We start from the raw sequence: 26,902 nt of genomic DNA, 5'->3' as shown, positions 1-26,902 counted from the left end.
AATCGGCGTCCGCAGTCGAGCGCCTGCGTCTGGCCGCCAGCGGTGCAGGACCACCGCGAAAGGCGACCGCGAGCGCGGCAGCGCGACCGAGCGTAGCGAGGGCGCGCTCGCGCCAACCAACTCAGTCGAAGTCGATGGCCGAGTAGCCGCGCAGCTTCGAGAGCTGGTGCTCGGAGGTGATGGTGCGGATCGTGCCGGAGCGCGAGCGCATCACCAGCGACTGGGTGATCGCGCCGCCGCCGCGGTAGCGCACGCCGCGCACGAGCTCGCCGTCGGTGATGCCGGTGGCGACGAAGAAGCAGTCGTCGCCGGTGACGAGGGTGTCGGTGTCGAGCACGTGGGCCGGGTCGAGGTTGTGGCCGGCGTCGAGGGCGCGCTGGCGCTCCTCGTCGTCCTTGGGCCACAGGCGGCCCTGGATGACGCCGCCCATGGCCTTCATCGCGCAGGCGGCGATGATGCCCTCGGGGGTGCCGCCGATGCCCATGAGCAGGTCGATGCCGGTGTCGGGGCGGGCGGCCATGATGGCGCCGGCCACGTCGCCGTCCGAGATGAACTTGATGCGGGCGCCGGTGGCGCGGATCTCCTCGGCCATCTTCTCGTGGCGGGGGCGGTCGAGCAGCACGACGGTGACGTCGGAGGGGTTCGAGCCCTTGGCCTTGGCCACGCGGCGCACGTTCTCGGCGGCGGGCAGGCGGATGTCGACGGCGCCGGCGGCTTCGGGGCCGGTGACGAGCTTCTCCATGTAGAACACCGCGGAGGGGTCGTACATGCTGCCGCGCGGGGCGACGGCGAGCACGGCGATCGCGTTGCTCATGCCCTTGGCGGTGAGGGTCGTGCCGTCGATGGGGTCGACGGCGACGTCGCACTCGGGGCCGGTGCCGTCGCCGACGCGCTCGCCGTTGAAGAGCATGGGGGCGTCGTCCTTCTCGCCCTCGCCGATCACGACCGTGCCGTCCATGCCGATGGTCGAGATCATCACCCGCATGGCCTGCACGGCCACGCCGTCGGCGCCGTTCTTGTCGCCTCGCCCGACCCAGCGGCCCGCGGCCATGGCGGCGGCCTCGGTGACGCGCACGAGCTCGAGCGCCAGGTTGCGGTCGGGAGCGGAGGGTTCAACGGCGAGGACGTCGTTCATGGCCGCACCCTATCCGTCGTCGGCGCCTCGGGGCGGCGTCGGCGAGCGCGTGGGACCCAGATCACCGCGGGTGGACGACGACCTCGCTCGCCTTCACCACGAAGATCACCTCGGTGCCGGGTGTGAGGCCGACGTCGGCGACCGCTGCCGCGGTGACGTCGGCGGCCAGGCCGCCCCCGCGCACGCGCACCAGGTCGCCGACAGGCTCGAGCTCCTCGATCGTCACGGGCAGCGCGTTGCGGGGGCTGCCGCCCGGCGGATCGCGGTGCACGGCCACGGCGGAGGGCCGGAAGACCGCGACCGCTGCGCTCCCGACGCGTGCCGATGCCGCCCGCCCGCCCGCGATGCCGTGGACGACGCCACCGGTCTCGGTGCGCAGCGCCAGGCCGTCGTCCACGATCGCCTCGACACTTCCCGCGAGGAGGTTGAGGCCGGCGAAGCGGGCCGCGAACGCGCTGCGCGGGCGGGCGAGCACGTCGGCGGTCGGCCCCTGCTCGACCACGCGACCCGCCTCGAGCACCACGACCTCGTCGGCGAGCAGCAGGGCGTCGAGCACGTGGTGCGTGACCAGCACCGTGGTGCGCTCGGCGAGCACGCGACGTAGCAGCTGGCGCAGCGCGGGGGCGACCGCGACGTCGAGGGAGGCCATCGGCTCGTCGAGCAGCAGCAACCGGGGCTCGGCCGCGAGCGCGCGGGCCACCGCCACCCGCTGCGCCTGACCGCCCGAGAGCGCGGCGGGGCGGCGGTCGGCGAGGTCGGCGGCGTCGACCTCGCCGAGCCAGTGCCGGGCGGTGGCCGTGGACGACGCCCGCCCCGCCCCGCGCGACCGCGGGCCGAACGCCACGTTCGCAAGCACGTCCAGGTGCGGGAACAGCAGCGGCTCCTGCGCCAGGAGCGCGGTGCGGCGCGCGTGCGGAGGCACCCAGCGCTCGTCGTCGGTGAGCGGCTCGTCGTCCAGGATCACGCGGGCGCGGTCGGGGCGCAGCAGGCCGGCGAGCACGGCGAGGGTCGTGGACTTGCCGGCGCCGTTGGGTCCGAGCAGGGCCACGGTGGTGCCGGTGGCGACGCGGAAGGAGACGTCGACGTCGCGCTCGGCGATCGCGAAGGAGACCTCGAGGCTCATAGCGCGCCCCGCGGCCGGACGAGGCCGATGACGGCGATGGCGACCACGACCAGCAGCAGCGACACGGCCACGGCGGCCTCGGCGTCGACGGCGCGCAGGTTGTAGATCAGCAGCGGCAGGGTGCGGGTGGTGCCCTCGAGGCTGCCGGCGAAGGTGATGGTGGCGCCGAACTCGCCGAGGGAGCGGGCGAAGGCGAGCACGGCTCCGGAGGCGAGACCCGGCAGCACGAGCGGGAGGGTGACGCGCCGCAGCACCGTGGTGGGGCGCGCGCCGAGCGAGGCGGCGACCACGTCGTAGCGCTCGCCGGCCGTGCGCAGCGCCCCCTCGAGGCTGACCACGAGGAAGGGCAGGGACACGAAGGTCTGCGCCAGCACCACCGCCAGCGTCGAGAACGCGACGCGCACCCCGAGCGCCTCGAGCTCGCTGCCCAGCAGGCCCTGCCGGCCGAACGCGGCGAGGAGGGCGATGCCGCCGACCACCGGCGGCAGCACGAGGGGGAGCAGCACCAGTGAACGCACCGGGCCGAGCCACCGCGCGCTTCCCCGAGCCAGGACGACGGCCAGCGGCACCCCCAGCAGCAGGCACAGCACCGTGCTCGCCGCCGATGTGCGCAGGCTCAGCTCGAGCGCCGAACGGGCTGCGGGGGAGGTGAGGAGGCTCGGCAGCTCGCTCCAGTCGACCCGCGTGGTGAGCGCTGCGACCGGCACCACCACGAAGAGCCCGGCCAGCACCGCCGGCACGTACAGCCATCCCGGCAGGCCGACCCGCCGCGTGCGCGGGCGGGCGGGGCGGGTGTGCGGGCGGGTCACGGGGCGATCATGCCCGGCGGCTCGTCGTCCACGGGTGGGGGTGGCCTCAGGACGCCGGCGGGCCGAACCCGGCGTCCTTCAGCACCTGCTGGCCCTCGGAGCCGGTGACGAGCTCGACCCACTTGGTGGCGAGCTCCGCGTGCTTCGAGCCCTTCACGGCCACGATCGGGTAGTCGTTGATGACCTTGTCGGACTCCGGCGGCGTGATCGTGTCGACGCCCACGTCGCCGGTGGCGTCGGTGATGTAGACGAGTCCGGCGTCCGCCTCGCCCGAGAGCACCTTGGCCAGGACGTCGGTGACCGACTGCTCCTCGCTTGCGGGCGTGAGCTTGACGCCGGCGAGATCGGCCAGCTTCAGCGCGGCCGCGCCGCACGGCACCTCGGGGGCGCACACGACCGTGGTCTTCTTCGGGTCGCCGAAGTCGGCGAGGCCCGAGATGCCGCCGGGGTTGCGCGGCAGGGTGACGATGGTCAGCTTGTTGGTGGCGAACTGCGCGGGGGTGCCCTCGGCGAGGTCGGCGGTCACGAGCTTGTCCATGTTCTTGGTGTCGGCGGAGGCGAACACGTCGGCCTCGGCGCCCTCGGTGATCTGCGCGACCAGGTCGGAGGACCCGCCGAACGACAGCTTCACGTCGACGCCGGGGTTCTCCTCCTCGAAGGTCTTCTCCAGCGTCGTGAAGGTCTTGGTGAGCGAGGCCGCCGCGAACACGGTGAGCGTGCGCTGCTCGGCGCCTCCGCCGGCGGATGCGCTGCTGCTGCCGCCGTCATCGCTGCCGCAGGCTGCCAGGGGCAGGGCGAGCAGCAGGGCGGGGGCGATGCGCAGTGCTCGACGCAGGGCGCCGGGGCGCTCGGTCGGGAGGGGCCGACGGATGGAGCGGATGTGGGGCACGGGGTGTCCTCTCGGCGGGTGGGTGGCGCGAGTGCGGGTGGTGCGAGTGGTGCGGGTGGTGCGGGTGCGGGTGGTGCGGGTGCGGGTGGTTCCGATTCAGGTGGTGCGGTGGCCGGGCGCGGGCCGCTCGACGACGACGTTGGTCGACTTCACCGAGGCGATCGCCCTCACCCCGGGGGCCAGACCGAGCTCGTCGGCGGCCTCGGCACTCATCAGCGACACCACCCGGTAGGGCCCGCACACCATCTCGACCTGCGCCATGACGGTGTCGCTGACCACGCGCGTGACGATCCCGCTCATCCGGTTGCGCGCGCTCACCGCGCCGGCGCGTACGCGGTCGCGGTCGGCGTCGTCCACGAGGGAGGCGGCGAGCGCGGCCAGATCGGTGCCGGCGATCGTCGTCCTGTTGCCGGGGTGGGCGGGCAGACGGCCGGCGTCGATCCAGCGGCGGACGGTGTCGTCACTGACCCCGAGGATCTCGGCGGCTTCGCTGACGCGATACGCGGGTGCGGTCATACTCACGCTCACACTATGCCGCATGGTCGGGCTGATCTGCGATATCGGTCCGCATCAGCGGCATCGACGTCCGGCGCCTGGGCGTGCTGGGAGCGAAGGGCAGTTTCACCGGCCGGCCGGTGAATCTGCCCCTACCTGGACGACGTTTCTGGCGCTTGGACGAGGGAACTCCGTCGTCCAAGTGCCAGTTTCACCGGCCGGCCGGTGAATCCGCCCGAGGCCCCCGCCCCTGGGGCGGGCTGAGACACTGGAGGGGTGAGCAGCACGCAGCAGCAACGTCCGACGGGCAAGCCGGGGCGTTACCAGCGCTCGGCGGTGAGCCTGGTGACGTCGCTGGTGGTGACGATCCTGGCGGTGGGGGCGGTGCTGACCTTCATGGGCGCGTTCCGCAACGACTACGAGCGGCGCCCCGACAGGGTCGACTACCTCGACACGGTGCGCACGCTCCAGCAGGCGCAGCAGCGGCCGGTCTATCCCGCCTCGCTGCCGCAGGGGTGGACGGCGACCGGCGTCGACGTGCCCACGCCCGACGACCCCGGCACGATGATCCGGCTGCTCACCGACTCCGGCCGTTTCATCGGGGTGCGCCAGGAGGACGCCAGCCCGCTCTCGCTGACGCGCAAATGGGTCGACGAGGACCCCGAGACCGTCGAGGGCTACACCGTGCCTGCCTCCGTCGCCACGCCCGTGGCGCGGGAGTGGAAGGGGTGGGCCGACAGTGGCGGCGACTCGGCCTACACCGCCGAGATCGGCGGCACGAGCGTGATCGTGTTCGGCTCGGCGTCCCGTGCCGACCTGCGCGAGGTCGTGGACTCCCTCACCACCGCGCCGCTCGGCTGACACGCCGAGCTCTCAGGCGTCGTCGACCTCGGCCTCGAGGACGGCGTCCAGCCGCTCGCGCGCGCCGTCGATCCACCGCTGGCAGGTGGTTGCCAGCCGCTCGCCGCGCTCCCACAGCGCGAGCGACTCCTCGAGCGTGGTGCCGCCCGTCTCGAGCAGGCGCACGACCTCGACGAGCTCGGCGCGGGCCTCCTCGTAGCTGAGCTCGGGCTCCTGCGCGGCCTCCGGCCCCGAGCCGGCCACGCTGTCAGTCTTCTTCGCCACGGTTCTCCTCGGTGGTGGGGGTGAGGGCCTCGACCCGCTCGGTGAGCACGTGCACGCGCCCGTCGGCCACGCGCACCGTGAGCGGTGCGCCCGCATCGACGCCGGCGACCGAGGTGAGGGCCCGCCCGTCGGCGTCCTGGACGACGGCGTAGCCGCGCTGCAGCGTCGCCAGCGGCGAGAGGGCCCGCACGCGGGCGCGGCGGTGGTCGATGTCGTCGGCGGCTCGGTCGAGCTGGCGCTCCAGCTGGCGCCGCAGGCGCGAGCGCTGGTCGGCGAGCTCGCCCAGGCGGGCGTCGAGCAGGCTGTGCGGGGCGGCGAGGGCCGGGCGCGAGCGGAGGGCGTCGAGCCCCGCCTGCTCGCGCACCAGCCACGAGCGCAGCAGGTGGCGCATCCGCGCGCGGGCGTCGTCGATGCCGCGGCGCTCGTCGTCCACGTCGGGCACCACGAGCTTCGCAGCGTCGGTGGGGGTGGAGGCGCGCACGTCGGCGACGAGGTCGAGCAGGGGGGTGTCGGGCTCGTGCCCGATGGCGGAGACGACCGGTGTGCGCACGGCGGCCACCGCCCGGATCAGCCCCTCGTCGCTGAACGGCAGGAGGTCCTCGACCGAGCCTCCGCCGCGCGCCACGATGATCACGTCGACGGCCGGGTCGGCCTCCAGGCGACGCACCGCCTCGATCACCTCGCCGGCCGAGCGGGGGCCCTGCATGGTGGCGTGCGCGACCTCGAAGGCCACCGCGGGCCAGCGCCGGCGGGCGTTCTCGAGGACGTCGCGCTCGGCCGCGGACGACGGTGCGGTGACGAGCCCGACCCGCTGCGGCAGGAACGGCAGCGGGCGCTTGCGCTCGCGGGCGAACAGCCCTTCGGCGGCGAGCAGCTGGCGCCGCTGCTCCAGGCGGGCGAGCAGCTCGCCCAGCCCGACCATCCGGATGTCGCGCGCCTGCAGCGAGAGCGTGCCGCGGTTGGCGTAGTACGACGGCTTGGCGTGCACCACGATGCTCGCGCCCTCGGTGACGGGTGCGGCCAGGGAGTCGAAGAGCACCCGCGAGCAGGTGACCGGCACGGAGATGTCGGCGACCGAGTCGCGCAGGGTCAAGAAGACCGTGGCCAGGCCTGGACGACGGTTGACCTGGGTGACCTGGCCCTCGACCCAGATCGGGCCGAGCCGATCGATCCAGCCCGAGATCGCGTTGGCGACCGCCCGCACGGGTGCGGGCTTCTCCACCGACGTCTCCAGGGCCACCCGCGAAGTCTAGGGAGCACCTCCGACGGTTCACCGCGCGCGTCGCGGCCCCACTAGCCTGAGCCGGTGCGCCTGCGGATCGACCTCGCCTACGACGGCACCGACTTCCGCGGCTGGGCGGCCCAGCCGGGCCTGCGCACGGTGCAGGGCGAGCTCACCGCGGCGCTGGCCACCGTCCTCCGCGTGCCGGCGGACGACGTGGCGGTGACGTGCGCGGGACGCACCGACTCCGGCGTCCACGCGCGCGGCCAGGTGGCGCACGTCGACCTCGCGCCGGCCCTCGCCGAGCAGCACGCGGAGCGCCTCGACCTGCTCGCCCGGCGCCTCAACGGCGTGCTCGAGCGCGACGTCCGGGTGCGGGCCGTCACGCCCGCGCCCGACGGCTTCGACGCCCGCTTCGCCGCGCTGTGGCGCCGCTACGCCTACCGCATCGTCGACGACCCCGCCCGCGTCGACCCGCTGACCCGCCACCACGTGCTGGCCTGGCCCCGGCGCCTCGACGAGACCGCCATGGCCCACGCCGCCGCCACGCTGATCGGGCTGCACGACTTCGCCGCCTTCTGCAAGCAGCGCGAGGGAGCCACGACCGTGCGCACCCTGCTCGACTTCGACTGGATCCGCGGCGACGACGGCGTGCTCGTGGGGCACGTGCAGGCCGATGCGTTCTGCCACTCCATGGTGCGTGCGCTCGTCGGCTGCATGATCGCCATCGGCGAGGGTCGGCTGCCCGTGGAGTGGGCCGCCCAGGTGCTCACCGCGCGCGAGCGCGACCCGCGGGTGGTCGTCGTCCCGGCCCACGGGTTGACGCTCGAGGAGGTCGCCTACCCCGAGGACGACGAGCTGGCCGCCCGCGTGGAGCAGACCTCGGCCCGCCGCGCACCGCTCCCGACCGAGCCGCAGGAGGGCCCGTGAGCGACGAGCACTACTTCACCGCCGACCCCACGGTCGTCTTCGAGCGCGCGGCCGTCAGCTGCGAGGTGTGGGGTCACGAGCTGCGCCTCACGAGCGGCTCGGGCGTGTTCGCCAAGGGGCGCCTGGACGTCGGCACGGCCGTGCTGTTCCGCGAGACCGAGCCGCCGACCGGCGGGCGCATCCTCGACCTCGGGTGCGGCTACGGCGTCATCGGGCTCGCCTGCGCCGTGGCGGCGCCGGAGGCCCGGGTGACCGCCGTCGACGTCAACCAGCGGGCACTGCTGCTCGCCGGTGAGAACGCCGAGGCGCTCGGCGTCGCCGACCGGTTCCGGCCCGTGGAGCCGCAGCACGTCGACCCCGCCGAGCAGTACGACGAGATCTGGTCGAACCCACCGATCCGTATCGGCAAGGCTGCGCTGCACGAGCTGCTGCTCACCTGGCTGCCGCGCCTCGCACCCGACGGCCGCGCCGTGCTGGTGGTCGGCAAGAACCTCGGTGCCGACTCCCTGCAGCGGTGGCTGGTCGAGCAGGGGTTCTCGGCCGAGCGCCGTGCCAGCGCCAAGGGCTTCCGCGTGCTCGAGGTCCGACCCGGCTCCTAGCCCCCCGCTCCTATGCTCCGCTCCTATGCTCCGCTCCTAGGCTGGCCCCATGAGCGATCAGCCCGCCACGCAGGTCGAGCTCGTCGTGCGCGGCGCGGCCACCCGCCGCCACCCGGCCGAGGTCGGCACGGTCACCGGGGCCGTGGAGGCCGCGGACGCCGACCCGCGCACCGCGATCGACCGCGTCCGGGTCGGCATCGGCGCACTGGCCGACAGCCTCGCCGACCAGCAAGCGTCCGGCGTCGTGCGGTGGAGCACCGGCGAGCTGCGCACCTGGGTCGAGCAGCCGTGGAGCGCCGACGGCACGCCGCAGGCCGTCGTCCACCACGCCTCGTGCGGGTTCAGCGCGGCCTTCGAGGTCACCGACGCGCCGGGGGTGTGGCTCGGCGAGCGGCTCGGGCACGGCGACGGACTCGTCGTCCACCAGGTGGCGTGGGAGCTGGCGCCCGCCACCCGCTCCGAGCTCGAGCACGCGGTGCGCCGCGACGCCGTGCAGGACGCGGCGTCCCGCGCGCAGGACTACGCCGACGCCCTGGGCCTGGAGTCGGTGCGGCCCGTCGCCGTCGCCGACGCCGGGCTGCTGCACGGCGCGGGCACGGGCGGCGGCGCCGGTGGTGACCAGGCGATGTTCCGCCTCGCCGCCTCAGCGGACGGCGCAGGGGTCCCGCTGGATCCCGCCCAGGTGGAGATCTCCTGCAGCATCGATGCTCGCTTCGTGGCCGGATGAGCAGCGACGGGGGAGCGGAGCACTCGGACCTGCCCACCACCGCCGAGCGTCTCGCCGCTGTGGCCCGCGAGCTCGACCGCCGCGACGAGCTCACGTCCGAGCGGGCGATCGTGCTGCAGCAGGCCGCCGACCCGCGCCGCACCGAGCGCTACAAGTGCGTCCACCCCGAGATCGCCGGGGCCGGCTGGTCGCACCCGTGGCCCGACCAGCCGATGGTGCCGCACGCGTGCTGCCGCCAGCACGAGCACTGCCCGGCCGAGTGGGTGCGCTGAGCAGTCATCGGGCTGAGCGCATATCGGATGGCCTGGTCGTGGTCGCGGATGTGAGGATGGCGCGCTGTGGGTCATGTCGAGGTCTCCGGGGTCCGTTTCGAGCTGCCCGACGGGCGGGTGCTGCTGGATGAGGTGTCGTTCCGCGTCGGTGACGGCGCCAAGGTCGCGCTCATCGGTGCCAACGGCGCGGGCAAGACCACTTTGCTGCGCATCGTCACCGGCGAGCTGACGCCCCACGCCGGCAGCGTCGTCCGCTCGGGCGGGCTCGGGGTGATGCGGCAGATGGTCGGTCGCGATCTCGGGGACGACGCCACGGTCGCCGACCTGCTCCGCTCCCTCGCCCCCGCGCCGGTGCGGGCGGCCGCGGCCGAGGTCGACCGCCTCGAGCTCGCCCTGATGGACGTCGACGACGAGGCCACCCAGATGGCCTACGCCACCGCGCTCGGCGCCTACACCGACGCCGGCGGCTACGACATCGAGGTCGCCTGGGACGTGTGCACGGTCAAGGCCCTCGGCGTGCCGTTCGAGCGCGCGAAGTACCGCGAGCTGCGCACCCTGTCGGGCGGCGAGCAGAAGCGGGTGGTGCTGGAGTACCTGCTGGCCGGCCCGGAGGAGGTGCTGCTGCTCGACGAGCCCGACAACTTCCTCGACGTTCCCGGCAAGGAGTGGCTCGAGCAGCGCATCGCCTCCTCGGCGAAGACGATCCTCTTCGTCAGCCACGACCGCGAGCTGCTCGCCCGCGCCGCCACCCAGGTGGTCACCGTCGAGCTGGGCGCCGGGGGCGGGGGCAACTCGGTGTGGACCCACGCCGGCGACTTCGCCTCCTACCACGCCGCGCGCCGCGACCGGTTCGCTCGCTTCGCCGAGCTGCGCCGCCGCTGGGACGAGGAGCACGCCAAGCTCGAGGCGCTCGTGCTGCGCATGCGGATCAAGGCCGAGTACAACGACGGCATGTCGTCGCAGTACCGCGCCGCGCAGACGCGCCTGCGCAAGTTCGAGGAGGCCGGCCCGCCGACCGAGCAACCGCGCGAGCAGCAGGTCACGATGCGGCTCAAGGGCGGTCGCACCGGCAAGCGCGCGGTGGTGTGCGAGCAGCTCGAGCTCACCGGCCTGATGCGCCCCTTCGACCTCGAGGTGTGGTTCGGCGAACGAGTCGCGGTGCTCGGCTCGAACGGCTCCGGCAAGTCGCACTTCCTGCGGCTGCTGGCCGGCGGCGGCAGCGATCCGGACGTCGAGCACCGCCCGGTCGGCGAGGTCGAGGTGGCGCCGGTGGCCCACAGCGGGCGCGCCCGTCTCGGCGCCCGGGTGCGCCCGGGCTGGTTCGTGCAGACCCATGAGCACCCGGAGCTGGTGGGACGCACCCTCCTGGAGATCCTCCACCGCGGCGACGGGTCGTCGTCCGGACTGGGGCGGCAGGGGATGGGGCGCGAGCAGGCGAGCCGGGTGCTCGACCGCTACGAGTTGGCGGGCGCCGCCGAGCAGCGCTTCGAGTCGCTCTCGGGCGGCCAGCAGGCGCGCTTCCAGGTGCTGCTGCTCGAGCTCTCCGGAGCCACGCTCCTGCTGCTCGACGAGCCCACCGACAACCTCGACCTCGAGTCGGCCGAGGCGCTGGAGGAGGGGCTGGAGGCCTTCGAGGGCACGGTGGTGGCGGTCACCCACGACCGCTGGTTCGCGCGCGGCTTCGACCGCTTCGTCGTGTTCGGCTCCGACGGCGAGGTTTCGACCTCGCCCGAGCCGGTCTGGCACGAGGGACGCGTCGAGCGGGCCCGCTGACCTCGCTACTCCCGTCGAGGTGGTGCGGGCCCGCTCGCGCTGCTCCCGGCGGCCGGCGGATCCTCCAGTATCCGCAGGTCCACCGGGAGCCGGGCTCCCGCGGGGCCGGGGCGGCGGCGTCCGCGCTCCCGTGCATCGGCCGCCTGCACCGCCGACGGTGCCGGGTGCTGTGGCGGCACCCGGCCCGTCGCGGCCCCGCGGGGCCTACCCGTCCGAACCCAGCTTGAGTTCGGCCGTGTTCTCCTGCCCGCCGCGGGTGTAGGTGATCGTCACCGTGTCGCCGGGGCGGTAGGCGCGCACCGTCGCGATGAGGCTCTCGGAGTCGTCGATGCGGATGTCGTCGATGCGGGTGATCACGTCGCCCGTGCGGAGACCGGCGTCGGCGGCCGCCGACCCGCTCTCGATCTGGTCGACCCGGGCGCCGGTGATGGTCGGGTCGCTCGAACTGGCGCGACCCTGCGCGTCGGTGATCTGGATGCCGAGGCGGGCGTGGGTGGGCTTGTCGCCGTCCTTGAGCTGCTCGATGATCGGGAGCACCTCGTCGATCGGGATGGCGAAGCCGAGGCCGATCGAGCCGGACTCGGCGCCCTGGCCGCTGCCGGTGGAGCGGATCGAGGCGTTGATGCCGACGAGCTGACCGTCCATGTTGACCAGCGGGCCGCCGCTGTTGCCGGGGTTGATCGCCGCATCGGTCTGGATGGCCGGGTAGGCGGTGACGTTGCCCTGCTGGTCGCGGGCGACCTCCACGGGGCGGTTCAGCGCGCTGACGATGCCGCTGGTGACGGTGGCGTCGAGGCCGAACGGCGAACCGACCGCGACGACCTGCTCGCCGACGTCGAGGTTGTCGGACTTGCCCAGCGTGATCGGGCGCAGGTTGTCGACGCCGTCGACCTTCACCAGCGCGGTGTCGGTGAGGGGGTCGACGCCGACGACCGTGGCGCGGGCGCGTCGTCCGTCGTTGAAGGAGGCCGTGACCTCGGCCTGCCGGGCGTCTATCTCGCCGCCGAGCGTGACGACGTGGTCGTTGGTGAGGATGAGCCCGTCGGAGTCGAGGACGACGCCCGACCCGCTGCCGCCGTTGCCGCCGCCGCTCACCTCGAGCGCCACCACCGAGGGCAGCACGGTGGAGGCCACCGACTCCACGCTCCCGTTGGGCGCGGGCCGGTCCTTGGAGTCGACCTGGGTGAGCGTCGTGACGCCGCCCCCGCCCGCTCCGCCGTTCGCCGCGTCGTAGACCGCGGCTCCGGCGAGGCCGGCACCGCCGCCGGCGATGAGGGCCCCGGCCAGCAGCAGCGCCGGCACCGCCGAGCGACGCGAGCGTGCGGGCCGGGCCGGCGGACCACTGAAGAACGGCCCACCCGGGCCGGCCGGGCCGAAGCCGCCCGGCGGTGCGGGCGGGGGCGGCGCGGCTCCGTACGTCGGAGCGCCGCTGGGCGGCGGGTAGAGCGGGGACGTCGGCACCGCGCCGTACCCCGCCGGCGGGCCCGTCGGCGCGCCGCCCTGCGCCGGGAGGTCCTGCGCGGTCGGGGTGGGGTCCTGCTGGGGGCGGGGGTCGCGGGCCGGCTCGGGAGCCTGGTCCGGTGAGGGAACCTGGGTCATGCCTCCACTGTGCTCAGCATGCCTGTGAGGCGACTGAGACGGCCGTGAGGAGGCGGTAGGAGTTCACGGGGCGCCTCGACGCGCCGTTCCTGCCCCGCCGGCGCACCAGGGGTGCCCCCTCGGCGTCAGACCTGGCGGGCGCGGTCGTCCCAGTAGGGGGCGCGCAGGTCGCGCTTGAGGACCTTGCCGGTGGGGTTGCGGGGCAGGGCGGGCACGACGTCGACGCCGCGCGGGGCCTTGAAGTGGGCGAGGCGCTCGCGGCACCACTCGATGAGCTCGCGCTCGCTGGCGTCCGAGCCCTCCTTGAGCGCCACCACCGCCTTGACCGACTCACCCCACTGCTCGTCCGGCACACCGATCACGGCGACCTCCAGCACGCCCGGGTGCTCGGAGAGCACCCGCTCAACCTCGGGGGAGTACACGTTCTCGCCGCCGGTGATGATCATGTCCTTGAGACGGTCGGAGACGAAGACGTAGCCGTCGGCGTCGACGTGGCCCATGTCGCCGGTGCGGAACCACCCGTCGTCCACGATCACCTCGGCCGTGGCGTCAGGCTTGTTGAGGTAGCCGGCGGTGAGCTGCGGGGTGCGCAGCCAGATCTCGCCATGCTCGCCGGTGGCGGCCTCGCGCAGGGTGGCGGGGTCGACGATGCGCACCTCGCACGAGGGCACCGGCCGGCCGGCCGAGAGCAGCCGCTCGGGGTGGCCCGCGGCCTCGGCGGTCCGGTGGTCCTCGGCGCTCAGCTGCGTGGCCACGCCCGCCACCTCGGTGAGGCCGTAGACCTGGATGAAGTCGGTGTCGGGCCAGGCCGCCATGGCCGCGCGCAGCAGCGGCGGCGGCATCGGGGCGGCGCCGTAGGTGTAGGTCTTGAGCGCGCTGAACAGCTTCACCGCGTCGGCGCCCGACTGCAGCACCTGCGCGAGCACCGCCGGCACGAGGAAGGTGCGGTTGGCGCCCGCGAGGATGGCGCCGGCCAGCGAGGCGCCGTCGGGGTCGCGGGTCATGATGCTCGGCACGCCGTCGTGGATGCCGAAGAGCACGTAGGACGAGCCGCCCACGTGGAACAGCGGCATCGCGACCATCGACTTGTCGCCCGGCTCGAAGCTCCAGCCGTCGTGGGCGTTCAGCGTGTGCTGCACCATGTTGCGATGCGTCAGCATGACGCCCTTCGGCCGGCCGGTCGTGCCCGAGGAGTACATCACCAGGCACACGTCGTCGGGCTCCACGCCGGCCTCGGCGGGCGGCGTCGTCCACGGCTCGGAGGCGGCGAGCCACTGCTCATAGGGGTCCTCGGGGCCGCCCTCCGGAGTGATCTCGATGATCTGCTCCACCGCGTCGAGGCGGCCGTGGATGGAGGTGACCACGGGCATCAGCTCGCTGCCCACGATGAGCACCCGCGCGCCGGAGTCGTTGACCGCGTAGTCGACCTCGTCGCCGGCCGAGCGCCAGTTGATGATCGCGTTGGCGGCGCCGAGCATGCCGGCGGCGAGGCTGATCTCGACGCACGCGGGGTGGTTCTTGTCGAGGAAGGACACGACGTCGCCGCGGCCGATGCCGAGGTCGCGCAGGCCGCCGGCGGCCCGCTGCACCCGCTCGAACCATTGCGCCCAGGTCCAGGTGCGGCCGAGGTACGTCATCGCCTCCCCGTCGGGGGTGGCGGCGGCCCAGTGGGCCAGGCGGTCGACGGTGTACACGGGCGCCGGAGCGGTGGAGGGGCTCGCGGGCGCGGTCTCGGTGGTCGCACTCATCGCCCGATTGTGTCGCAGGTCACAGGCTGGCACAACGGGGCTCCGGGCGTCGCGCACCGACCGTTCACCTGCGTCGGATTGGATCATCGGGTGAGTGCCCCGTCCCCGCTGCTGCGCGCTGCCGAGGCCCCGCCCGTCCGCACCCTCGTCGACGTCCTTCGCGCGACGGTCGCCGACCACCCCGAGGCCACCGCGCTCGACGGCGGCAACGACACCGTCACCTACGCCGAGCTGCTCGAGGCGGCCGGTGCGCTGGCCGACGACCTCGCCGAGCGCGGTCTCGGCCCCGGTCACCGGGTGGGGGTGCGGGTGCCGTCGGGCACGACCGACCTCTACGTGGCCATCGTGGGCGTCCTCCTCGCCGGCTGCGCCTACGTGCCGGTCGACGCCGACGACCCCGAGGAGCGGGCCACGTTGGTCTTCGGCGAGGCGGGGGTGGGCGCGATCATCGGCGCCGGCCTCGCCATCGACCTGCGTCTGCCGGTCGCCGAGCGCACGCCGCGGGAGCGCCGCGACCCCACGCCCGACGATGACTGCTGGATCATCTTCACCTCGGGCTCCACCGGCACCCCCAAGGGCGTGGCGGTCACCCACCGCAGCGCCGCCGCCTTCGTGGACGCCGAGGCGCAGCTCTTCCTGCCGGATGCGCCCATCGCCCCGCGCGATCGCGTGATGGCCGGCCTCAGCGTCGCCTTCGACGCCAGCTGCGAGGAGATGTGGCTGGCCTGGCGCAACGGCGCCTGCCTGGTGCCGGCGCCCCGCGCGCTGGTGCGCAGCGGCGTCGACGTCGGACCGTGGCTGGTGGCCAACCGCATCACGATCGTCTCGACCGTGCCCACGCTGGTGAGCCTGTGGCCCGACGAGGCGCTGGCCGGTGTCCGCATGGTCATCCTCGGCGGGGAGGCGCTGCCCCCCGAGCTCGCCGCGCGCCTGGTGGCCGACGGTCGCGAGGTCTGGAACACCTACGGGCCCACCGAGGCCACGGTCGTGGCGTGCGCCGCGCAGGTCGACGGCGTCGGCCCCGTGCGCATCGGACTGCCCCTGGCCGGCTGGGACCTCGCCGTGGTCGACGAGCAGGGCGAGCCGGTGGGCCTCGGCGAGCGCGGCGAGCTGATCATCGGCGGCGTCGGCCTGGCCCGCTACCTCGACCCCGAGAAGGATCGCGAGAAGTACGCCCCCTCGCCCTCGCTGGGCTGGGACCGGGCGTACCGCAGCGGCGACATCGTCGTCAACGATCCCGAGGGCCTCCTGTTCGGCGGTCGCGCCGACGACCAGGTCAAGCTCGGTGGACGACGTATCGAGCTCGGCGAGGTCGACTCGGCCCTGCTGGCGCTGTCGGGCGTGGCGGCGGCGGCCGCGGCGGTGCGCCGTTCGGCGGCCGGCAACCAGCTGCTCGTGGGCTACCTGACCACCACCGGCGACGGCACCTTCGCCGCAGCCGCCGCCACCGCGCACCTGCGGGCCACCCAGCCAGCGGCCCTCGTGCCGCGCCTCGTCGTGGTCGACGACATCCCGACCCGCATCTCCGGCAAGGTCGACCGCGACGCCCTGCCCTGGCCTCCTCCGGCGGCCCCGGGCGTGGAGTTCACCGGCAGCGCCGCAGCGGTGGCGCAGGCCTGGCAGGAGGTGCTCGGTGCCGCGCCGGACGCACCCGACTCCGACTTCTTCGCCCACGGCGGCGGCAGCCTCGCGGCCGCGCAGGTCGTCACCCTGCTGCGCGCCACCCATCCCGAGCTCACCGTCGCCGACCTCTACCAGCGCCCGACCGTCGCGGTGCTGGCCGCCTACCTCGACGAGCTGGCCGCGGCAGCCCGCAACGGAGGCGGCGGGGTGGCCCGCGAGAACGCCGCGCGCGACCCGATCCCGCGCAAGACCCAGGTCGGGCAGGTGATCGCGGTGCCGCTGCTGCGCGCCCTCGCGGCCCCCCGCTGGGCCACGGTCACGTTCGTCGTCGCCCGCCTGCTCCACGACCTCGCCGACCTCACCTGGCTGCCCTCGCTCTCGTGGTGGCTGCTCCTGCCCGCGCTGGCCGTGTTCGTCAGCCCGCCCGGGCGACTCGTGCTCGCGGCGGGGTTGGCGCGCGTCGTCCTGCGAGGGGTGAGCGTGGGCGAGCACCCGCGCGGCGGCAAGGTGCACCTGCGCATCTGGCTGGCCGAGCGCGGCGTCGACGAGCTCGGCGCCACCCGCCTGTCGTCGGCGCCCTTCATCGCCTGGTACGCCCGGCTGCTGGGGGCCGACGTCGACCGCGGCGCCGACCTCCACTCGCTCCCGCCGGTCACCGGCCACCTGCGGGTGGGGCCGGGCGCATCGGTGGAGCCCGAGGTCGACCTCACCGGCTACTGGGTCGACGGCGACACGCTGCACGTGGGTGCGATCTCGATCGGCGCCCGCGCCCGCGTGGGCACGCGCTCGATGCTGTGCCCCGGCGCGAGCCTGGGCGTGGACGCCGAGGTGGCTCCCGGCTCGGCGGTGTTCGGCGAGGTGCCCACCGGCGAGTTCTGGTCGGGGGCCCCGGCCACCCGCGCCGCCGAGGAGGCCCGCGGCCCCTGGGACGACCGTCCGCCCGCCACCGTCGGCGAGCTGCGCCGCTGGGCGATCGCCTACACCGCCACCGGGGTGGGCCTCGCGGCCCTGCCGGCGGTGGCGGCGGCCCTCGTCGGCCTCCCTCTCGTGCTGCTCGTCGGGCTCGGTGCCGCAGACGGCGTCGACGGCGCCGGCGAGGCCCTTGCGCGGCTGCTCCCGTGGCTGCTGCCCGGTGTGCTCGCCGGCCAGGTCGTGCTCGCGCTGCTCGTGCTCGGGGCTGTGCGGCTGCTGGCGCGCGGCGTCGAGCCGGGCGTGCACCCGCTGCCGAGTCGTGCCGCGCTCAGCGTGTGGGCCACCATGCGCGTGCTCGACGAGGCCCGCACCTGGCTCTTCCCGCTCTACAGCAGCCAGCTCACGCCGCGCTGGCTGCGCCTGCTCGGTGCCCGCATCGGCGACGACGTCGAGGCCTCCACCGTGCTGATGGTGCCCTCGCTCACCACCGTGGGCGACCTCGCGTTCCTCGCCGACGACACCCTCATCGGCGGCTACGAGCTCGGTGGCGGGTGGCTGCGCGTCGAGCGGGTGAAGGTGGGCAAGAGGGCCTTCGTCGGCAACTCCGCGATGGCCGCACCCGGGCGCAAGGTTCCCAAGCGCTCGCTGGTCGCGGTGCTCTCGGCCGCCCCGGCGCGGCACACCGTGCGGGCGGGGGAGTCGTGGCTGGGCAGCCCGCCGGCGCCGCTGCCGCGCCAGGTGGCCGGTGCCGAGGGCTCGCGCACCTACGCCCCGCCGACCCGCCTCAAGGTGGCGCGCGCCTGCTGGGAGGTCGCCCGACTGGTGCCCGCCTCGTTGGCGATCGGGCTGCAGGTGACGGTGGCGGCCGTCGTCCTCGGTGCGAGTGCGGGTGCGGCGGGGGCGTTCGACCCGCCGATGCCCGGCGGCGCACTCTCGGTGTGGGCCTCGCTCGGCGCGGCGGTGGTCGGCGTCCTCGTGGCCGCCGTGGCCCTGTGGACGGCGGGCCTGCTCGCCGCCGGCACCACGGTGCTCGCCAAGTGGCTGCTCGTCGGCCGCGCCCGCGCCACCGACCACCCGCTGTGGAGCTCGTTCGTGTGGCGCAACGAACTCGCCGACACCTTCGTCGAGGTGCTCGCCGCACCGTGGTTCGCCGGCCTGGCCACCGGGTCCCCGCTGCTGAACCTGTGGTTCCGCGCGATGGGCGCCCGCGTGGGGCGCGGCGTGTGGTGCGAGACCTACTGGCTGCCCGAGCCGGACCTCGTGGTGCTCGGCGACGGCGCCACCGTCAACCAGGGAAGCGTGGTGCAGACGCACCTCTTCCACGACCGCGTGCTCGCCACCGACACGGTGGTGCTCCAGCGCGGCGCGACGCTGGGGCCGAACTCGGTGGCGCTGCCTGCCTCCGTGCTCGGCCGGCACGCTACTGTCGGCCCGGTGTCACTGGTCATGAGAGGCGAGAGCGTGCCCGACAAGACCCGGTGGATCGGCAACCCGATCGGGCCGTGGCTGGAGCCGGGCGAGCAGGTCGAGACCGCCCCGTGAGCTCCCTCCCCACCGCCGACCCCTACCTCGCCGACCACGGCGACCGCACCTACGGCGTGCGCCACTACGACCTCGACCTCGCCTACGTGCTCGACGGCAACCGGCTGCGCGGCACCGCCCGGCTGGAGGTCGAGGTGCTCGAGGCCACCGACCGGCTCGTGCTCGACCTGGCGCACCTCAAGGTCGACAAGCTGCGTGCGGTCGGCGTCGGGGTGAGGCGCTGGAGCACGCGCGGTGCGCGGGTCGTGCTGCAGCTCGACCGTCGCCTCACCGTCGGCGACCGGGTCGAGCTCACCCTGGGCTACAGCGGGCGCCCCCGGCCCCTCGTCGTCCGCGAGCACGGGGACGCGGGGTGGGAGGAGCTCGAGGACGGCGTCATCGTGGCCGGGCAGCCCCACGGCGCGCCCACCTGGTTCCCGTGCAACGACCGCCCCGACGACAAGGCCACCTACCGCATCGCGGTGAGCGTGCCCACCGGCTACACCGTGGTGTCGAACGGCGAGCTGATCGAGCGGCGTCGCGCCGCCGGCGGCGAGCAGTTCGTGCACGCGATGGACCGCCCGATGGCCACCTACCTGGCCACGCTGCAGATCGGCCGCTACAGCGTCACCGAGCACGGCGGCACCCCGCCGGTGCGCACCATCGGCCCCGCCGACGCTGACCTCGAGGGCTCCTTCGACGCCCAGCCGGCGATGATGGCGTTCTTCAGCGAGGTGTTCGGGCCCTACCCGTTCGACTCCTACGCGGCCGTCATCACCGACGACGAGCTGGAGATCCCGCTCGAGAGCCAGGGCTTGTCGACCTTCGGGCGCAACTTCTGCTCCCCCGACTGGTCGCAGGTGCGCCTGGTGGCCCACGAGCTGGCCCACCAGTGGTTCGGCAACGCCGTCACGCTCGCCCGCTGGAGCGACATCTGGCTGCACGAGGGCTTCGCCTGCTACGCCGAGTGGCTGTGGTCGGAGGCCTCCGACGGCCCGCGCACCTGCGAGGAGTGGGCGCAGCACCACCACGAGCGCCTCAGCGAGCTGGACCAGGACCTCGTGCTCGTCGACCCCGGCCCCGAGGACATGTTCGACGACCGCGTCTACAAGCGCGGCGCCCTCGCCCTGCACGCCCTGCGCCGCCACCTCGGCGACGACGCCTTCTTCGACCTGCTGCGCCGCTGGGTGGCCGACCACAGCGGCACCTCGGTGGTCACCGACGACTTCCGCGCGGCGGTCACCGCCGCCGGCGGCGCCGAGGCGCTCGCCGTCCTCGAGCCGTGGCTGGACGACGAGGCGCTCCCGCCGCTGCCCTGAGGCAGCGCCACCGCCGGCCGGCGGCTCAGAGCAGGTCGTCGAGGCGGCCGGCGGCGCCGTCGGGGCTGTAGGCCTGGGCGATCTCGCCGGTGCCGATGACGCGCAGCTCGCCGTCGTTGTCGTCGGCGTAGGCGGCGTCGCCGCGGCGCAGGTGGAGCATCTCGTCGCGACGGTTGAGCAGGGCGAGCTCGCCGCCGGTGCACACCAGCAGGCGCTGGCCCCGCGCCGGCAGGACGACGCCCGCCGGCTCTGCCTGCGAGCTCTGCGTGAGCGAGAGGGCGAACTCGCGGGCCGGGCTGAACACGTCGGTGGAGGTGCCGAAGAGCTGGGGGGTCACGCGGGCCACGCGCGACATGCCCTCCTCGAGGCACTGCACCAGGCCCACGGGGTCGACGTGCTTGCTGGTGAGGCCGGCGCGCAGCACGTTGTCGGAGGACACCATGACCTCCAGGCACATCCCCTTGAGGTGCGCGTGGATGATGCCCGAGTCGAGGTAGGCGGCCTCGCCGGGCTGCAGGGTGAGGCGGTTGAGCAGCAGGGAGACCACAACGCCGACGTCGCCGGGGTGGAACTCCTCGATCTCCACCGCGGTGGCGTAGGCGCGCTTGATGTCGATGCCCTCACCGACCGCGCGGCGGCACTCCTCGACGATCTCCTTGACGACCTCGGCCGACGGCGGCTCGTGCAGCAGCGACTCGAGCATCTTCACGATGCCCGCGAAACCCGGGTTGCCGCGCAGGTTCTTGGCCATCGAGTCGGTGAGCGGGTGCTGCAGCGGCATCAGCACGCGCAGGATCTCGGCCGTCGGCCGGAAGCCGACGAGGGTGTCGAAGGTCGAGAGCGCGTAGACCATCTCGGGCTTCGGCTGGGGGTCCTTGAACACCCGCTCGGGGGCGGTGACGTCGATGCCGGCGGCCTCCTCGGCCTCGAAGCCGGCACGCGCCCGGGCGGCGGTGGGGTGCACCTGGATCGACAGCGGCCGGGTAGCGGCGAGGATCTTGAGCATCATGTCGAGCTCGCCCGCGACCTCGGTGAGGGGCCGCTCGCCGCCCTGCCCGTCGTCCACCATGGCGGTGCCGAGGGGGTGGGTGCCGACCCACACCTCGGCCACCGGCTTGCCGTCGCCGGAGCGGCGCTGGAAGCCGGGGATGTCGTCGGTGGAGCCCCAGTCGTAGGCCTGGGTGGGGCAGGTGAGGGGGAGCATGGGGGGCCTCCGGGGGTCGGGCGGGGTGACGCTGCGGGGGTGGTGGTGCGGTGCCGCCGGCTCAGACGTCGACGGGCTGGGGCCGGTGGTCGACGTCGGTGTCGACGTCGCTGTCCAGGTCGGCGAGGTAGGTGGCCAGGGCGGTGTCGGCGTCGGTGCCGGTGTAGCCGGTGGCGGTGATCTTGTCGAGGTTGAGGGTGCTGTGCAGGGGGCGGGGTGCCACGGGGCTGGTGCTGGGTCTGGCCGCAGAGTAGTCGGCGGTGGTGGTGTCGGTGATGCGTTCGGGGTCGTGGCCGAGGTGGGTGAACACGGCGCGGGCGTAGTCGGCCCAGGAGCGGGGGGTGCCGGTGTTGGTGAGGTGGTAGGTGCCGTGGGGGGCGTCGGTGGTGGTGAGGTGGTGGGTGGCGCGGGCGAGCTCGTCGGTGAAGGTGAGGCGGCCGATCTGGTCGGCGACGACGACCGGGTCGATGCCGTCGTGGGCGAGGCGGGCCATGGTGCGCACGAAGTTGTGTCCGTCGCCGACGACCCAGGAGGTGCGCAGGATGTAGTGGCGCGGGGTGGTGGTGACGGCGATGTCGCCGGCGGCCTTGGTCTGGGCGTAGACGCCGAGGGGGGCGAGGGGTTCGTCCTCGGTGTGGCCGGCGTCGGTGGCGTGGGTGGGGTCGCCGTCGTAGACGTAGTCGGTGGAGTAGTGCACGAGGGTGAGGTGGTGCTCGGTGGCGATGCGGGCGAGTGCTGCGGGGGCGTGGGCGTTGACGGCCCAGGCGAGGGGGCGGCCTTCGGGGGTCTCGGCGGCGTCGACGGCGGTGTAGGCGGCGGCGTTGAGGATGAGGCGGTAGTCGCGCCAGGGCCAGGCGGCCAGCGCGGCGGGGTCGGTGAGGTCGAGCTCGTCGACGTCGACCAGGTCGGCGTCGGGGAAGGCGCGGGCCAGCTCGCGGCCGAGCTGTCCGTTCGCGCCGGTGATGAGCACCTTCTTGGCGCTCATCGGCTCGACCTCGTCGAGCAGCGGGTTCTCGTGGTCCTTCTCGGAGATCTCGACGTCGGGGGAGTCGAGGGGGATGGGCCAGGGGATCGCGACGGTGGGGTCGGCGAGGTGGAGGGCGGGGTAGGTGCGGCCCTCCACGTAGTGGTCGTTGACGAGGTAGGAGTAGACCGTGCCGTCGACCAGGGACTGGTAGGAGTTGCCGACGCCGCGGGGCACGAAGACGGCCGTGTCCTCGTCGATCTCGGTCCAGTAGGTGGCGCCGAAGGTGGGGCCCTCGCGCATGTCGACCCAGGCGGCGAAGACGCGACCGACGGCGACGGAGACGAACTTGTCCCAGGGCTCGGTGTGGATGCCGCGGGTGGCGCCGCGGGTGGCGTTGAAGCTCATGTTGTTCTGTACCGGCCCGAAGTCGGGCAGGCCGAGCGCGACCATCTTCTCGCGCTGCCAGTTCTCCTTGAACCAGCCGCGGTCGTCGCGCTGCACGGGCATGTGGACGACGAGCAGCCCCGGGATCGGGGTCCGCTCGACGCTCAGCTCGGTGACGACGACCATCCGCGTCACTGGCCCTTCGCGGCGTAGGCGGCTTCGGTGGCGTGCTTGGCGGGTGCCCACCAGTCGCGGTGTTGGGTGTACCACTCGACGGTCTGGGCCAGGCCGGCGGCGAAGTCGGCGTAGGCGGGCCTCCAGCCGAGCTCGGTGCGCAGCTTGGTGGAGTCGATGGCGTAGCGCAGGTCGTGCCCGGCGCGGTCGGTGACGTGCTCGAAGTCGCCCGCGTCGCGGCCGGTGAGCTCGAGGATCATGCGCACGACCTCGAGGTTGTTCTTCTCCCCGTCGGCGCCGATGAGGTAGGTCTCGCCGATGCGGCCGCGCTCGATGATCGCGAGCACGGCGGAGGAGTGGTCCTCGGTGTGGATCCAGTCGCGCACGTTCTCGCCCTTGCCGTACAGCCGGGGGCGGCGTCCTTCGAGGATCTCGGTGATCTGGCGGGGGATGAACTTCTCCACGTGCTGCCAGGGGCCGTAGTTGTTGGAGCAGTTCGACAGCGTGGCCTGCACGCCGAAGGAACGCACCCAGGCCCGCACGAGGTGGTCGGAGCCGGCCTTGGTGGCCGAGTAGGGGGAGGAGGGCCGGTAGGGGGTGTGCTCGTGGAAGCGCTCGGGGTCGTCGAGCTCGAGGTCGCCGTAGACCTCGTCGGTGGAGACGTGGTGGAAGCGGACCCCGGCCTTGCGCACGGCCTCGAGGAGGGTGAAGGTGCCCACGATGTTGGTGTGCACGAACGGTGAGGGGTCGGCCAGGGAGTTGTCGTTGTGCGACTCGGCGGCGTAGTGCACGACCGTGTCGTGCTCGGCGACGAGGGGTTCGACGAGGGCGGCGTCGGCGATGTCGCCGACCACCAGGCGCACGCGGTCCTCGGGCAGGCCCGCCAGCGAGGCCCGGGAAGCGGCGTAGGTGAGCTTGTCGAGCACCGTGACCTGGGCGTCGGTGTGGCGCACCAGGTGGTGCACGAAGTTGGAGCCGATGAAGCCGGCTCCGCCGGTCACGATCACACGCTGCACGGGCAGCAGTGTATGAAGGTCCCTGACCGCGGGCGGCATCCGCGCGCGGGGCCGGACAGCGAGCGCACGTCGTCCGGGTGCCGTTGAAGCCCGAACCCCCCGAGAGGCGGCCCATCGAATGCGCGGGATCATCCTGGCCGGTGGCACCGGCAGCCGGCTGCACCCGATCACCCATGCGATCAGCAAGCAGCTGATGCCGATCTACGACAAGCCGATGATCTACTACCCGCTCTCGACGCTGATGCTGGCCGGGATCCGCGAGGTGCTGGTCATCACCACGCCCCACGACGCCGAGCAGTTCCGCCGCCTGCTGGGCGACGGCTCGCAGTTCGGCATCGACATCAGCTACGCGATCCAGCCCTCGCCCGACGGGCTCGCGCAGGCGTTCCTCATCGGCGAGGACCACCTCGACGGCGGCGGTGCGGGTCTGGTGCTGGGCGACAACATCTTCTACGGCTCCGGCCTGGGCACCCGCCTGCGCCGCTTCGAGTCCCTTCAGGGGGCAGCGGTGTTCGGCTACCGGGTCGCCGACCCCAGCGCCTACGGCGTGGTGGAGTTCGACGAGGCCGGTCGCGCGCTGTCGCTGGAGGAGAAGCCCGAGCAGCCGCGCAGCCGCTACGCCGTGCCGGGGCTGTACTTCTACGGCCCCGACGTGGTCGAGAAGGCCAAGTCGCTCACGCCCTCGCCGCGCGGGGAGCTGGAGATCACCGACCTCAACCGGCTCTACCTTGAGGAGGGCAGCCTGCAGGTCGAGATCCTGCCCCGCGGCTCGGCCTGGCTCGACACCGGCACCTTCGAGGACCTCAACGACGCCAGCAACTTCGTGCGCGCCCTCGAGGCCCGCCAGGGCACCAAGGTCGGCGCCCCCGAGGAGGTCGCCTGGCGCATGGGCTGGATCACCGACACCCGTCTCGAGGAACTCGCCACCCCCCTGCTCAAGAGCGGCTACGGTCGCTACCTGCTCGACCTGCTGGCGGAGAAGGAGGGACGTCCGTGAAGGTGCTCGTGACCGGCGGGGCCGGCTACCTCGGCTCCGTGACGGCCCGCGCGCTCGAGCAGGCCGGGCACGTGCCCGTCGTCCTCGACTCGCTGCTGAGCGGCCCGCGCCGGTACGTGGGCGACCGGATCTTCTACGAGGGCGACATCGCCGACCGGGTGCTGCTGCGCCGGATCGCGGCCGAGCACCCCGACCTCGACGCCACGATCCACATGGCTGCGCGGATCGTGGTGCCGGAGTCGGTGCGCGAGCCCTACCTCTACTACCGCGACAACGTGGCCAAGTCGCTGGAGATGTTCGACGAGCTCACCGCGCTCGGCCTCACGCGAGTGATCTTCTCCTCCACCGCCTCGCTCTATGCGCTCAAGCCCGACTTCGAGGTGAGCGAGACCGACGCGGTGGAGCCGACCTCGCCCTACGCGCGCACCAAGCGGATGATCGAGCAGGTGATGGAGGACCTCTCGGCCGCCACCGCGATGCGCTCGATCATCCTGCGCTACTTCCACCCGATCGGCGCCGACCCCGACCTCGTCACGGGCTACCACCTGCGCGACGCCACGCACGTGGTGCCGCTGATGGCGCAGGCGGCGCTCGGTCAGCGTGCGGAGTTCACCCTCACCGGCACCGAGCACCCCACGCGCGACGGCACCGGCATCCGCGACTACATCCACGTGTGGGACCTCGCCCGCGCCCACGTGCGTGCGGTGGAGGCCTTCGACGACGTGCTCGCCGCCGAGAGGGCCACCACGAGCTACCTCAACCTCGGCGCCGGCGACGGTGTGACCGTGCGCGAGCTGCTGGCCGCGGTCGAGCGGGTGGTCGGTCGCCCGGTGCCGGTGGTCGAGGCGCCCGCCCGCCCCGGCGATGCGGCCGGTGCCTTCGCCAACGCCGACAAGGCCGCCCGCCTGCTGGGCTGGCGCACCGAGCTCAGCCTGGACGAGGCCATCGCCTCCGCGCTCGCGTGGGGTGCCAAGCGCCAGGAGATCCTGGGCTACCCGTGATGCGTCTGCGCCTGCTGGTCTGTGCGGCGGCGCTCCTCGCTGCCGCGTCAGCCTCGGTGCCCACCGGCGGAGCCGCACCGGTGCGCGAGGGGGCCGGCCGTGCGACCCCGGTGGTCGAGCGGGCCGGCGCGCCGACCCCGGTGGTCGAGGCAGCCGGCCACGGCCGTGCCGACACCTCCGTGCGCGGCGCGGTGCCGACCGTCGTCCTCGACCCCGGCCACCAGCTGGGCAACCGCCGCCACGGCGCGCAGATCCGCCGCCCCGTGGACGCCGGCGGCTTCACCAAGCCCTGCAACACCACCGGCACCGCCACGAACGCCGGGGTGCCGGAGTCGACGATCGTCTGGGGGATCACCCAGCGGGTGGCCCGGGTGCTGCGGGCACGCGGCGTGCGCGTCGTCCTCACCCGCTCGGCCGACAGCGACCGGTTGTGGGGGCCGTGCGTCGACGTGCGCGGGCGGCTGGCCAATCCCGGCACCTCGGCGTCGCCGGCCGACCTGCGCGTCAGCATCCACGCCGACGGGTCGCTGCGACGTGGAGCGCGGGGCTTCCACGTGATCGCGCCGAGCACCGGTGCCGGACGCGGCGTGGTGCCGGTGCAGGGCTCGGTGCGGCTGGCCCGTTCGCTGCGTGACGCGCTCGTGCAGCGGGGCCTGGTCACCTCCACCTACACGGGACGCGCGGGCCTGGTGCAGCGCAGCGACATCGCCACCCTCAACCTCTCCGCCGTGCCTGCGGCGATGATCGAGACCGGCAACCTGCGCGATCCGTCCGACGCGCGCCGCCTGACCTCCGCCAGCGGGCAGCAGCGGGTCGCGGACGCCGTGGCGCGCGGCATCCTCGCGGTGCTGGCAGACCGCTCCCGCCCCTGAACCGCCCCACGACCTGTCGACCTCAGGTGTCGGCTGACCGGCCCTCGCGGCCGGCGGGGTCGGGGCTGGTGCTGCCGGGGGGCTCGGCCTGCGCGTTGCGGCGCTCCAGCCAGGCGGCGGTCACGCCGGCGTTCGGACGCGCCGGGGTGGGGCGCGCGACGCCCGTGGCGGGGGTGGACGACGCCGTGGTGCGCGGCGGCGTCGGATCGCCCGGGCGGTGCGAGCGCTCCGCCGGCCGCGCCGGGGCGAGCGGCGGCTGTGGTGGCCGCGCGAGCGCGGCGCGCAGGGCGTCGTCCTCGAGGCGCGGGCGCGGGCGCGGCGCGGGCTCCGGACGTCGGCGGCGCTTGCTGAGGCCGCGGGGGTCGTGGCGCTCGATGTGGGGGCACCCCCACCGGCCGTACTTGATGCGGCAGCGGAGGGTACGCCGGATGCGGCCCAACGACATGGCACGACTCCTCGGGGGGGT

The 26,902-nt window shown here is 74.0% G+C and carries 24 protein-coding genes; 11 read left to right on the top strand and 13 right to left on the bottom strand.

What is annotated here, in order from left to right:
• Nucleotides 1–121 precede the first annotated feature (121 nt).
• From glpX to ACERUN_RS15005, 5 genes are all read right to left on the bottom strand, one after another.
• Nucleotides 122–1,135, bottom strand: coding sequence for a class II fructose-bisphosphatase (glpX, locus tag ACERUN_RS15025; RefSeq protein WP_370290839.1), 1,014 nt, complete (start codon nucleotides 1,133–1,135; stop codon nucleotides 122–124).
• A gap of 61 nt (nucleotides 1,136–1,196) precedes the next feature.
• Nucleotides 1,197–2,258 (bottom strand): sulfate/molybdate ABC transporter ATP-binding protein, encoded by a 1,062-nt coding sequence (locus ACERUN_RS15020; protein ID WP_370290838.1) that lies wholly within the window; start codon nucleotides 2,256–2,258, stop codon nucleotides 1,197–1,199.
• A complete protein-coding gene (locus ACERUN_RS15015) occupies nucleotides 2,255–3,067 on the bottom strand; it encodes an ABC transporter permease (protein ID WP_370290837.1) in 813 nt (270 codons plus the stop codon). Before ACERUN_RS15015 ends, ACERUN_RS15020 begins: the two co-directional genes overlap by 4 nt.
• Nucleotides 3,068–3,113: 46 nt before the next feature.
• Nucleotides 3,114–3,956: a molybdate ABC transporter substrate-binding protein gene (gene modA, locus ACERUN_RS15010; RefSeq protein WP_370290836.1), complete on the bottom strand. Its 843-nt coding sequence runs from the start codon at nucleotides 3,954–3,956 to the stop codon at nucleotides 3,114–3,116.
• A gap of 96 nt (nucleotides 3,957–4,052) precedes the next feature.
• On the bottom strand, nucleotides 4,053–4,472 hold the full coding sequence (locus ACERUN_RS15005; RefSeq protein WP_370290874.1) for a molybdopterin-binding protein: 420 nt from the start codon (nucleotides 4,470–4,472) through the stop codon (nucleotides 4,053–4,055).
• Nucleotides 4,473–4,727: 255 nt separating this feature from the next.
• Between ACERUN_RS15005 and ACERUN_RS15000 the strand changes: the two genes are divergently transcribed.
• Complete coding sequence (locus ACERUN_RS15000; RefSeq protein ID WP_370290835.1) at nucleotides 4,728–5,312, top strand: DUF4245 family protein; 585 nt, start codon at nucleotides 4,728–4,730, stop codon at nucleotides 5,310–5,312.
• Nucleotides 5,313–5,324: 12 nt separating this feature from the next.
• Here the strand turns inward: ACERUN_RS15000 and ACERUN_RS14995 are convergent, their stop codons facing one another.
• Entirely contained in the window at nucleotides 5,325–5,576 is a 252-nt protein-coding gene (locus tag ACERUN_RS14995; RefSeq protein WP_370290834.1) for an exodeoxyribonuclease VII small subunit, read from the bottom strand.
• Nucleotides 5,560–6,816, bottom strand: a complete 1,257-nt coding sequence (xseA, locus tag ACERUN_RS14990; protein WP_370290833.1) for an exodeoxyribonuclease VII large subunit — start codon at nucleotides 6,814–6,816, stop codon at nucleotides 5,560–5,562. Before xseA ends, ACERUN_RS14995 begins: the two co-directional genes overlap by 17 nt.
• A gap of 66 nt (nucleotides 6,817–6,882) precedes the next feature.
• On the opposite strand from xseA, the gene truA reads away from it, so the two are divergent.
• From truA to ACERUN_RS14965, 5 genes are all read left to right on the top strand, one after another.
• The gene (truA, locus tag ACERUN_RS14985) at nucleotides 6,883–7,728 is read left to right on the top strand and encodes a tRNA pseudouridine(38-40) synthase TruA (RefSeq protein ID WP_370290832.1); all 846 of its coding nucleotides are present in this window, start codon (nucleotides 6,883–6,885) and stop codon (nucleotides 7,726–7,728) included.
• Entirely contained in the window at nucleotides 7,725–8,327 is a 603-nt protein-coding gene (locus tag ACERUN_RS14980) for a class I SAM-dependent methyltransferase (RefSeq protein ID WP_370290831.1), read from the top strand. Before truA ends, ACERUN_RS14980 begins: the two co-directional genes overlap by 4 nt.
• 49 nt (nucleotides 8,328–8,376) lie before the next feature.
• A complete protein-coding gene (locus ACERUN_RS14975) occupies nucleotides 8,377–9,054 on the top strand; it encodes an SIMPL domain-containing protein (RefSeq protein ID WP_370290830.1) in 678 nt (225 codons plus the stop codon).
• Nucleotides 9,051–9,326 (top strand): hypothetical protein, encoded by a 276-nt coding sequence (locus ACERUN_RS14970; RefSeq protein WP_370290829.1) that lies wholly within the window; start codon nucleotides 9,051–9,053, stop codon nucleotides 9,324–9,326. Before ACERUN_RS14975 ends, ACERUN_RS14970 begins: the two co-directional genes overlap by 4 nt.
• A 66-nt stretch (nucleotides 9,327–9,392) precedes the next feature.
• The gene (locus ACERUN_RS14965; protein WP_370290828.1) at nucleotides 9,393–11,099 is read left to right on the top strand and encodes an ABC-F family ATP-binding cassette domain-containing protein; all 1,707 of its coding nucleotides are present in this window, start codon (nucleotides 9,393–9,395) and stop codon (nucleotides 11,097–11,099) included.
• Between the two features lie 204 nt (nucleotides 11,100–11,303).
• On the opposite strand, the gene ACERUN_RS14960 is transcribed toward ACERUN_RS14965, so the two are convergent.
• Entirely contained in the window at nucleotides 11,304–12,698 is a 1,395-nt protein-coding gene (locus ACERUN_RS14960; RefSeq protein ID WP_370290827.1) for a trypsin-like peptidase domain-containing protein, read from the bottom strand.
• Between the two features lie 125 nt (nucleotides 12,699–12,823).
• Nucleotides 12,824–14,446, bottom strand: coding sequence for a long-chain-fatty-acid--CoA ligase (locus ACERUN_RS14955; protein ID WP_370290826.1), 1,623 nt, complete (start codon nucleotides 14,444–14,446; stop codon nucleotides 12,824–12,826).
• 90 nt (nucleotides 14,447–14,536) lie between these two features.
• On the opposite strand from ACERUN_RS14955, the gene ACERUN_RS14950 reads away from it, so the two are divergent.
• On the top strand, nucleotides 14,537–18,523 hold the full coding sequence (locus tag ACERUN_RS14950; RefSeq protein ID WP_370290825.1) for a Pls/PosA family non-ribosomal peptide synthetase: 3,987 nt from the start codon (nucleotides 14,537–14,539) through the stop codon (nucleotides 18,521–18,523).
• Nucleotides 18,520–19,821 carry a M1 family metallopeptidase gene (locus tag ACERUN_RS14945; protein WP_370290824.1) on the top strand — a complete coding sequence of 434 codons (1,302 nt, stop codon included), beginning with the start codon at nucleotides 18,520–18,522 and terminating at the stop codon, nucleotides 19,819–19,821. The genes ACERUN_RS14950 and ACERUN_RS14945 overlap by 4 nt, the downstream gene beginning before the upstream one ends.
• A 25-nt stretch (nucleotides 19,822–19,846) precedes the next feature.
• On the opposite strand, the gene manA is transcribed toward ACERUN_RS14945, so the two are convergent.
• The 3 genes from manA to rfbB all read right to left on the bottom strand — a co-directional run bounded on the left by manA (nucleotide 19,847) and on the right by rfbB (nucleotide 23,605).
• Nucleotides 19,847–21,025 (bottom strand): mannose-6-phosphate isomerase, class I, encoded by a 1,179-nt coding sequence (gene manA / locus ACERUN_RS14940; RefSeq protein ID WP_370290823.1) that lies wholly within the window; start codon nucleotides 21,023–21,025, stop codon nucleotides 19,847–19,849.
• A gap of 61 nt (nucleotides 21,026–21,086) precedes the next feature.
• Entirely contained in the window at nucleotides 21,087–22,562 is a 1,476-nt protein-coding gene (locus ACERUN_RS14935; protein WP_370290822.1) for a sugar nucleotide-binding protein, read from the bottom strand.
• Between the two features lie 5 nt (nucleotides 22,563–22,567).
• Complete coding sequence (gene rfbB / locus ACERUN_RS14930) at nucleotides 22,568–23,605, bottom strand: dTDP-glucose 4,6-dehydratase (RefSeq protein ID WP_370290821.1); 1,038 nt, start codon at nucleotides 23,603–23,605, stop codon at nucleotides 22,568–22,570.
• A 79-nt stretch (nucleotides 23,606–23,684) separates the two neighbouring features.
• Here rfbB and rfbA point away from each other — a divergent pair, with 79 nt between their 5' ends.
• Genes rfbA through ACERUN_RS14915 form a run of 3 tightly spaced genes read left to right on the top strand, consistent with a single transcriptional unit; the run spans nucleotide 23,685 to nucleotide 26,436 of the window.
• Nucleotides 23,685–24,563 (top strand): glucose-1-phosphate thymidylyltransferase RfbA, encoded by an 879-nt coding sequence (gene rfbA / locus ACERUN_RS14925; protein ID WP_370290820.1) that lies wholly within the window; start codon nucleotides 23,685–23,687, stop codon nucleotides 24,561–24,563.
• Nucleotides 24,560–25,564 (top strand): UDP-glucose 4-epimerase GalE, encoded by a 1,005-nt coding sequence (gene galE / locus ACERUN_RS14920; protein ID WP_370290819.1) that lies wholly within the window; start codon nucleotides 24,560–24,562, stop codon nucleotides 25,562–25,564. Before rfbA ends, galE begins: the two co-directional genes overlap by 4 nt.
• Entirely contained in the window at nucleotides 25,564–26,436 is an 873-nt protein-coding gene (locus tag ACERUN_RS14915; protein WP_370290818.1) for an N-acetylmuramoyl-L-alanine amidase, read from the top strand. Before galE ends, ACERUN_RS14915 begins: the two co-directional genes overlap by 1 nt.
• 22 nt (nucleotides 26,437–26,458) lie before the next feature.
• On the opposite strand, the gene ACERUN_RS14910 is transcribed toward ACERUN_RS14915, so the two are convergent.
• On the bottom strand, nucleotides 26,459–26,881 hold the full coding sequence (locus ACERUN_RS14910) for a hypothetical protein (RefSeq protein WP_370290817.1): 423 nt from the start codon (nucleotides 26,879–26,881) through the stop codon (nucleotides 26,459–26,461).
• Nucleotides 26,882–26,902: the final 21 nt, after the last annotated feature.

The organism is Nocardioides sp. (assembly GCF_964229035.1).
Taxonomy (GTDB): domain Bacteria; phylum Actinomycetota; class Actinomycetes; order Propionibacteriales; family Nocardioidaceae; genus Nocardioides.
The sequence above is the reverse complement of the archived record's forward strand: the minus strand, read 5'-3'. Positions and strand labels throughout refer to the sequence as shown.

Excerpts from the sequence above, each read along its gene's own strand:
- glpX (WP_370290839.1), bottom strand. The coding sequence starts at position 1,135 with ATGAACGACGTCCTCGCCGTTGAACCCTCCGCTCCCGACCGCAACCTG.
- ACERUN_RS15020 (WP_370290838.1), bottom strand. The coding sequence starts at position 2,258 with ATGAGCCTCGAGGTCTCCTTCGCGATCGCCGAGCGCGACGTCGACGTC.
- ACERUN_RS15005 (WP_370290874.1), bottom strand. The coding sequence starts at position 4,472 with ATGACCGCACCCGCGTATCGCGTCAGCGAAGCCGCCGAGATCCTCGGG.
- ACERUN_RS14975 (WP_370290830.1), top strand. The coding sequence starts at position 8,377 with ATGAGCGATCAGCCCGCCACGCAGGTCGAGCTCGTCGTGCGCGGCGCG.
- ACERUN_RS14970 (WP_370290829.1), top strand. The coding sequence starts at position 9,051 with ATGAGCAGCGACGGGGGAGCGGAGCACTCGGACCTGCCCACCACCGCC.
- ACERUN_RS14960 (WP_370290827.1), bottom strand. The coding sequence starts at position 12,698 with ATGACCCAGGTTCCCTCACCGGACCAGGCTCCCGAGCCGGCCCGCGAC.
- ACERUN_RS14955 (WP_370290826.1), bottom strand. The coding sequence starts at position 14,446 with ATGAGTGCGACCACCGAGACCGCGCCCGCGAGCCCCTCCACCGCTCCG.
- manA (WP_370290823.1), bottom strand. The coding sequence starts at position 21,025 with ATGCTCCCCCTCACCTGCCCCACCCAGGCCTACGACTGGGGCTCCACC.
- ACERUN_RS14935 (WP_370290822.1), bottom strand. The coding sequence starts at position 22,562 with ATGGTCGTCGTCACCGAGCTGAGCGTCGAGCGGACCCCGATCCCGGGG.
- rfbB (WP_370290821.1), bottom strand. The coding sequence starts at position 23,605 with ATGCCGCCCGCGGTCAGGGACCTTCATACACTGCTGCCCGTGCAGCGT.
- rfbA (WP_370290820.1), top strand. The coding sequence starts at position 23,685 with ATGCGCGGGATCATCCTGGCCGGTGGCACCGGCAGCCGGCTGCACCCG.
- ACERUN_RS14915 (WP_370290818.1), top strand. The coding sequence starts at position 25,564 with ATGCGTCTGCGCCTGCTGGTCTGTGCGGCGGCGCTCCTCGCTGCCGCG.
- ACERUN_RS14910 (WP_370290817.1), bottom strand. The coding sequence starts at position 26,881 with ATGTCGTTGGGCCGCATCCGGCGTACCCTCCGCTGCCGCATCAAGTAC.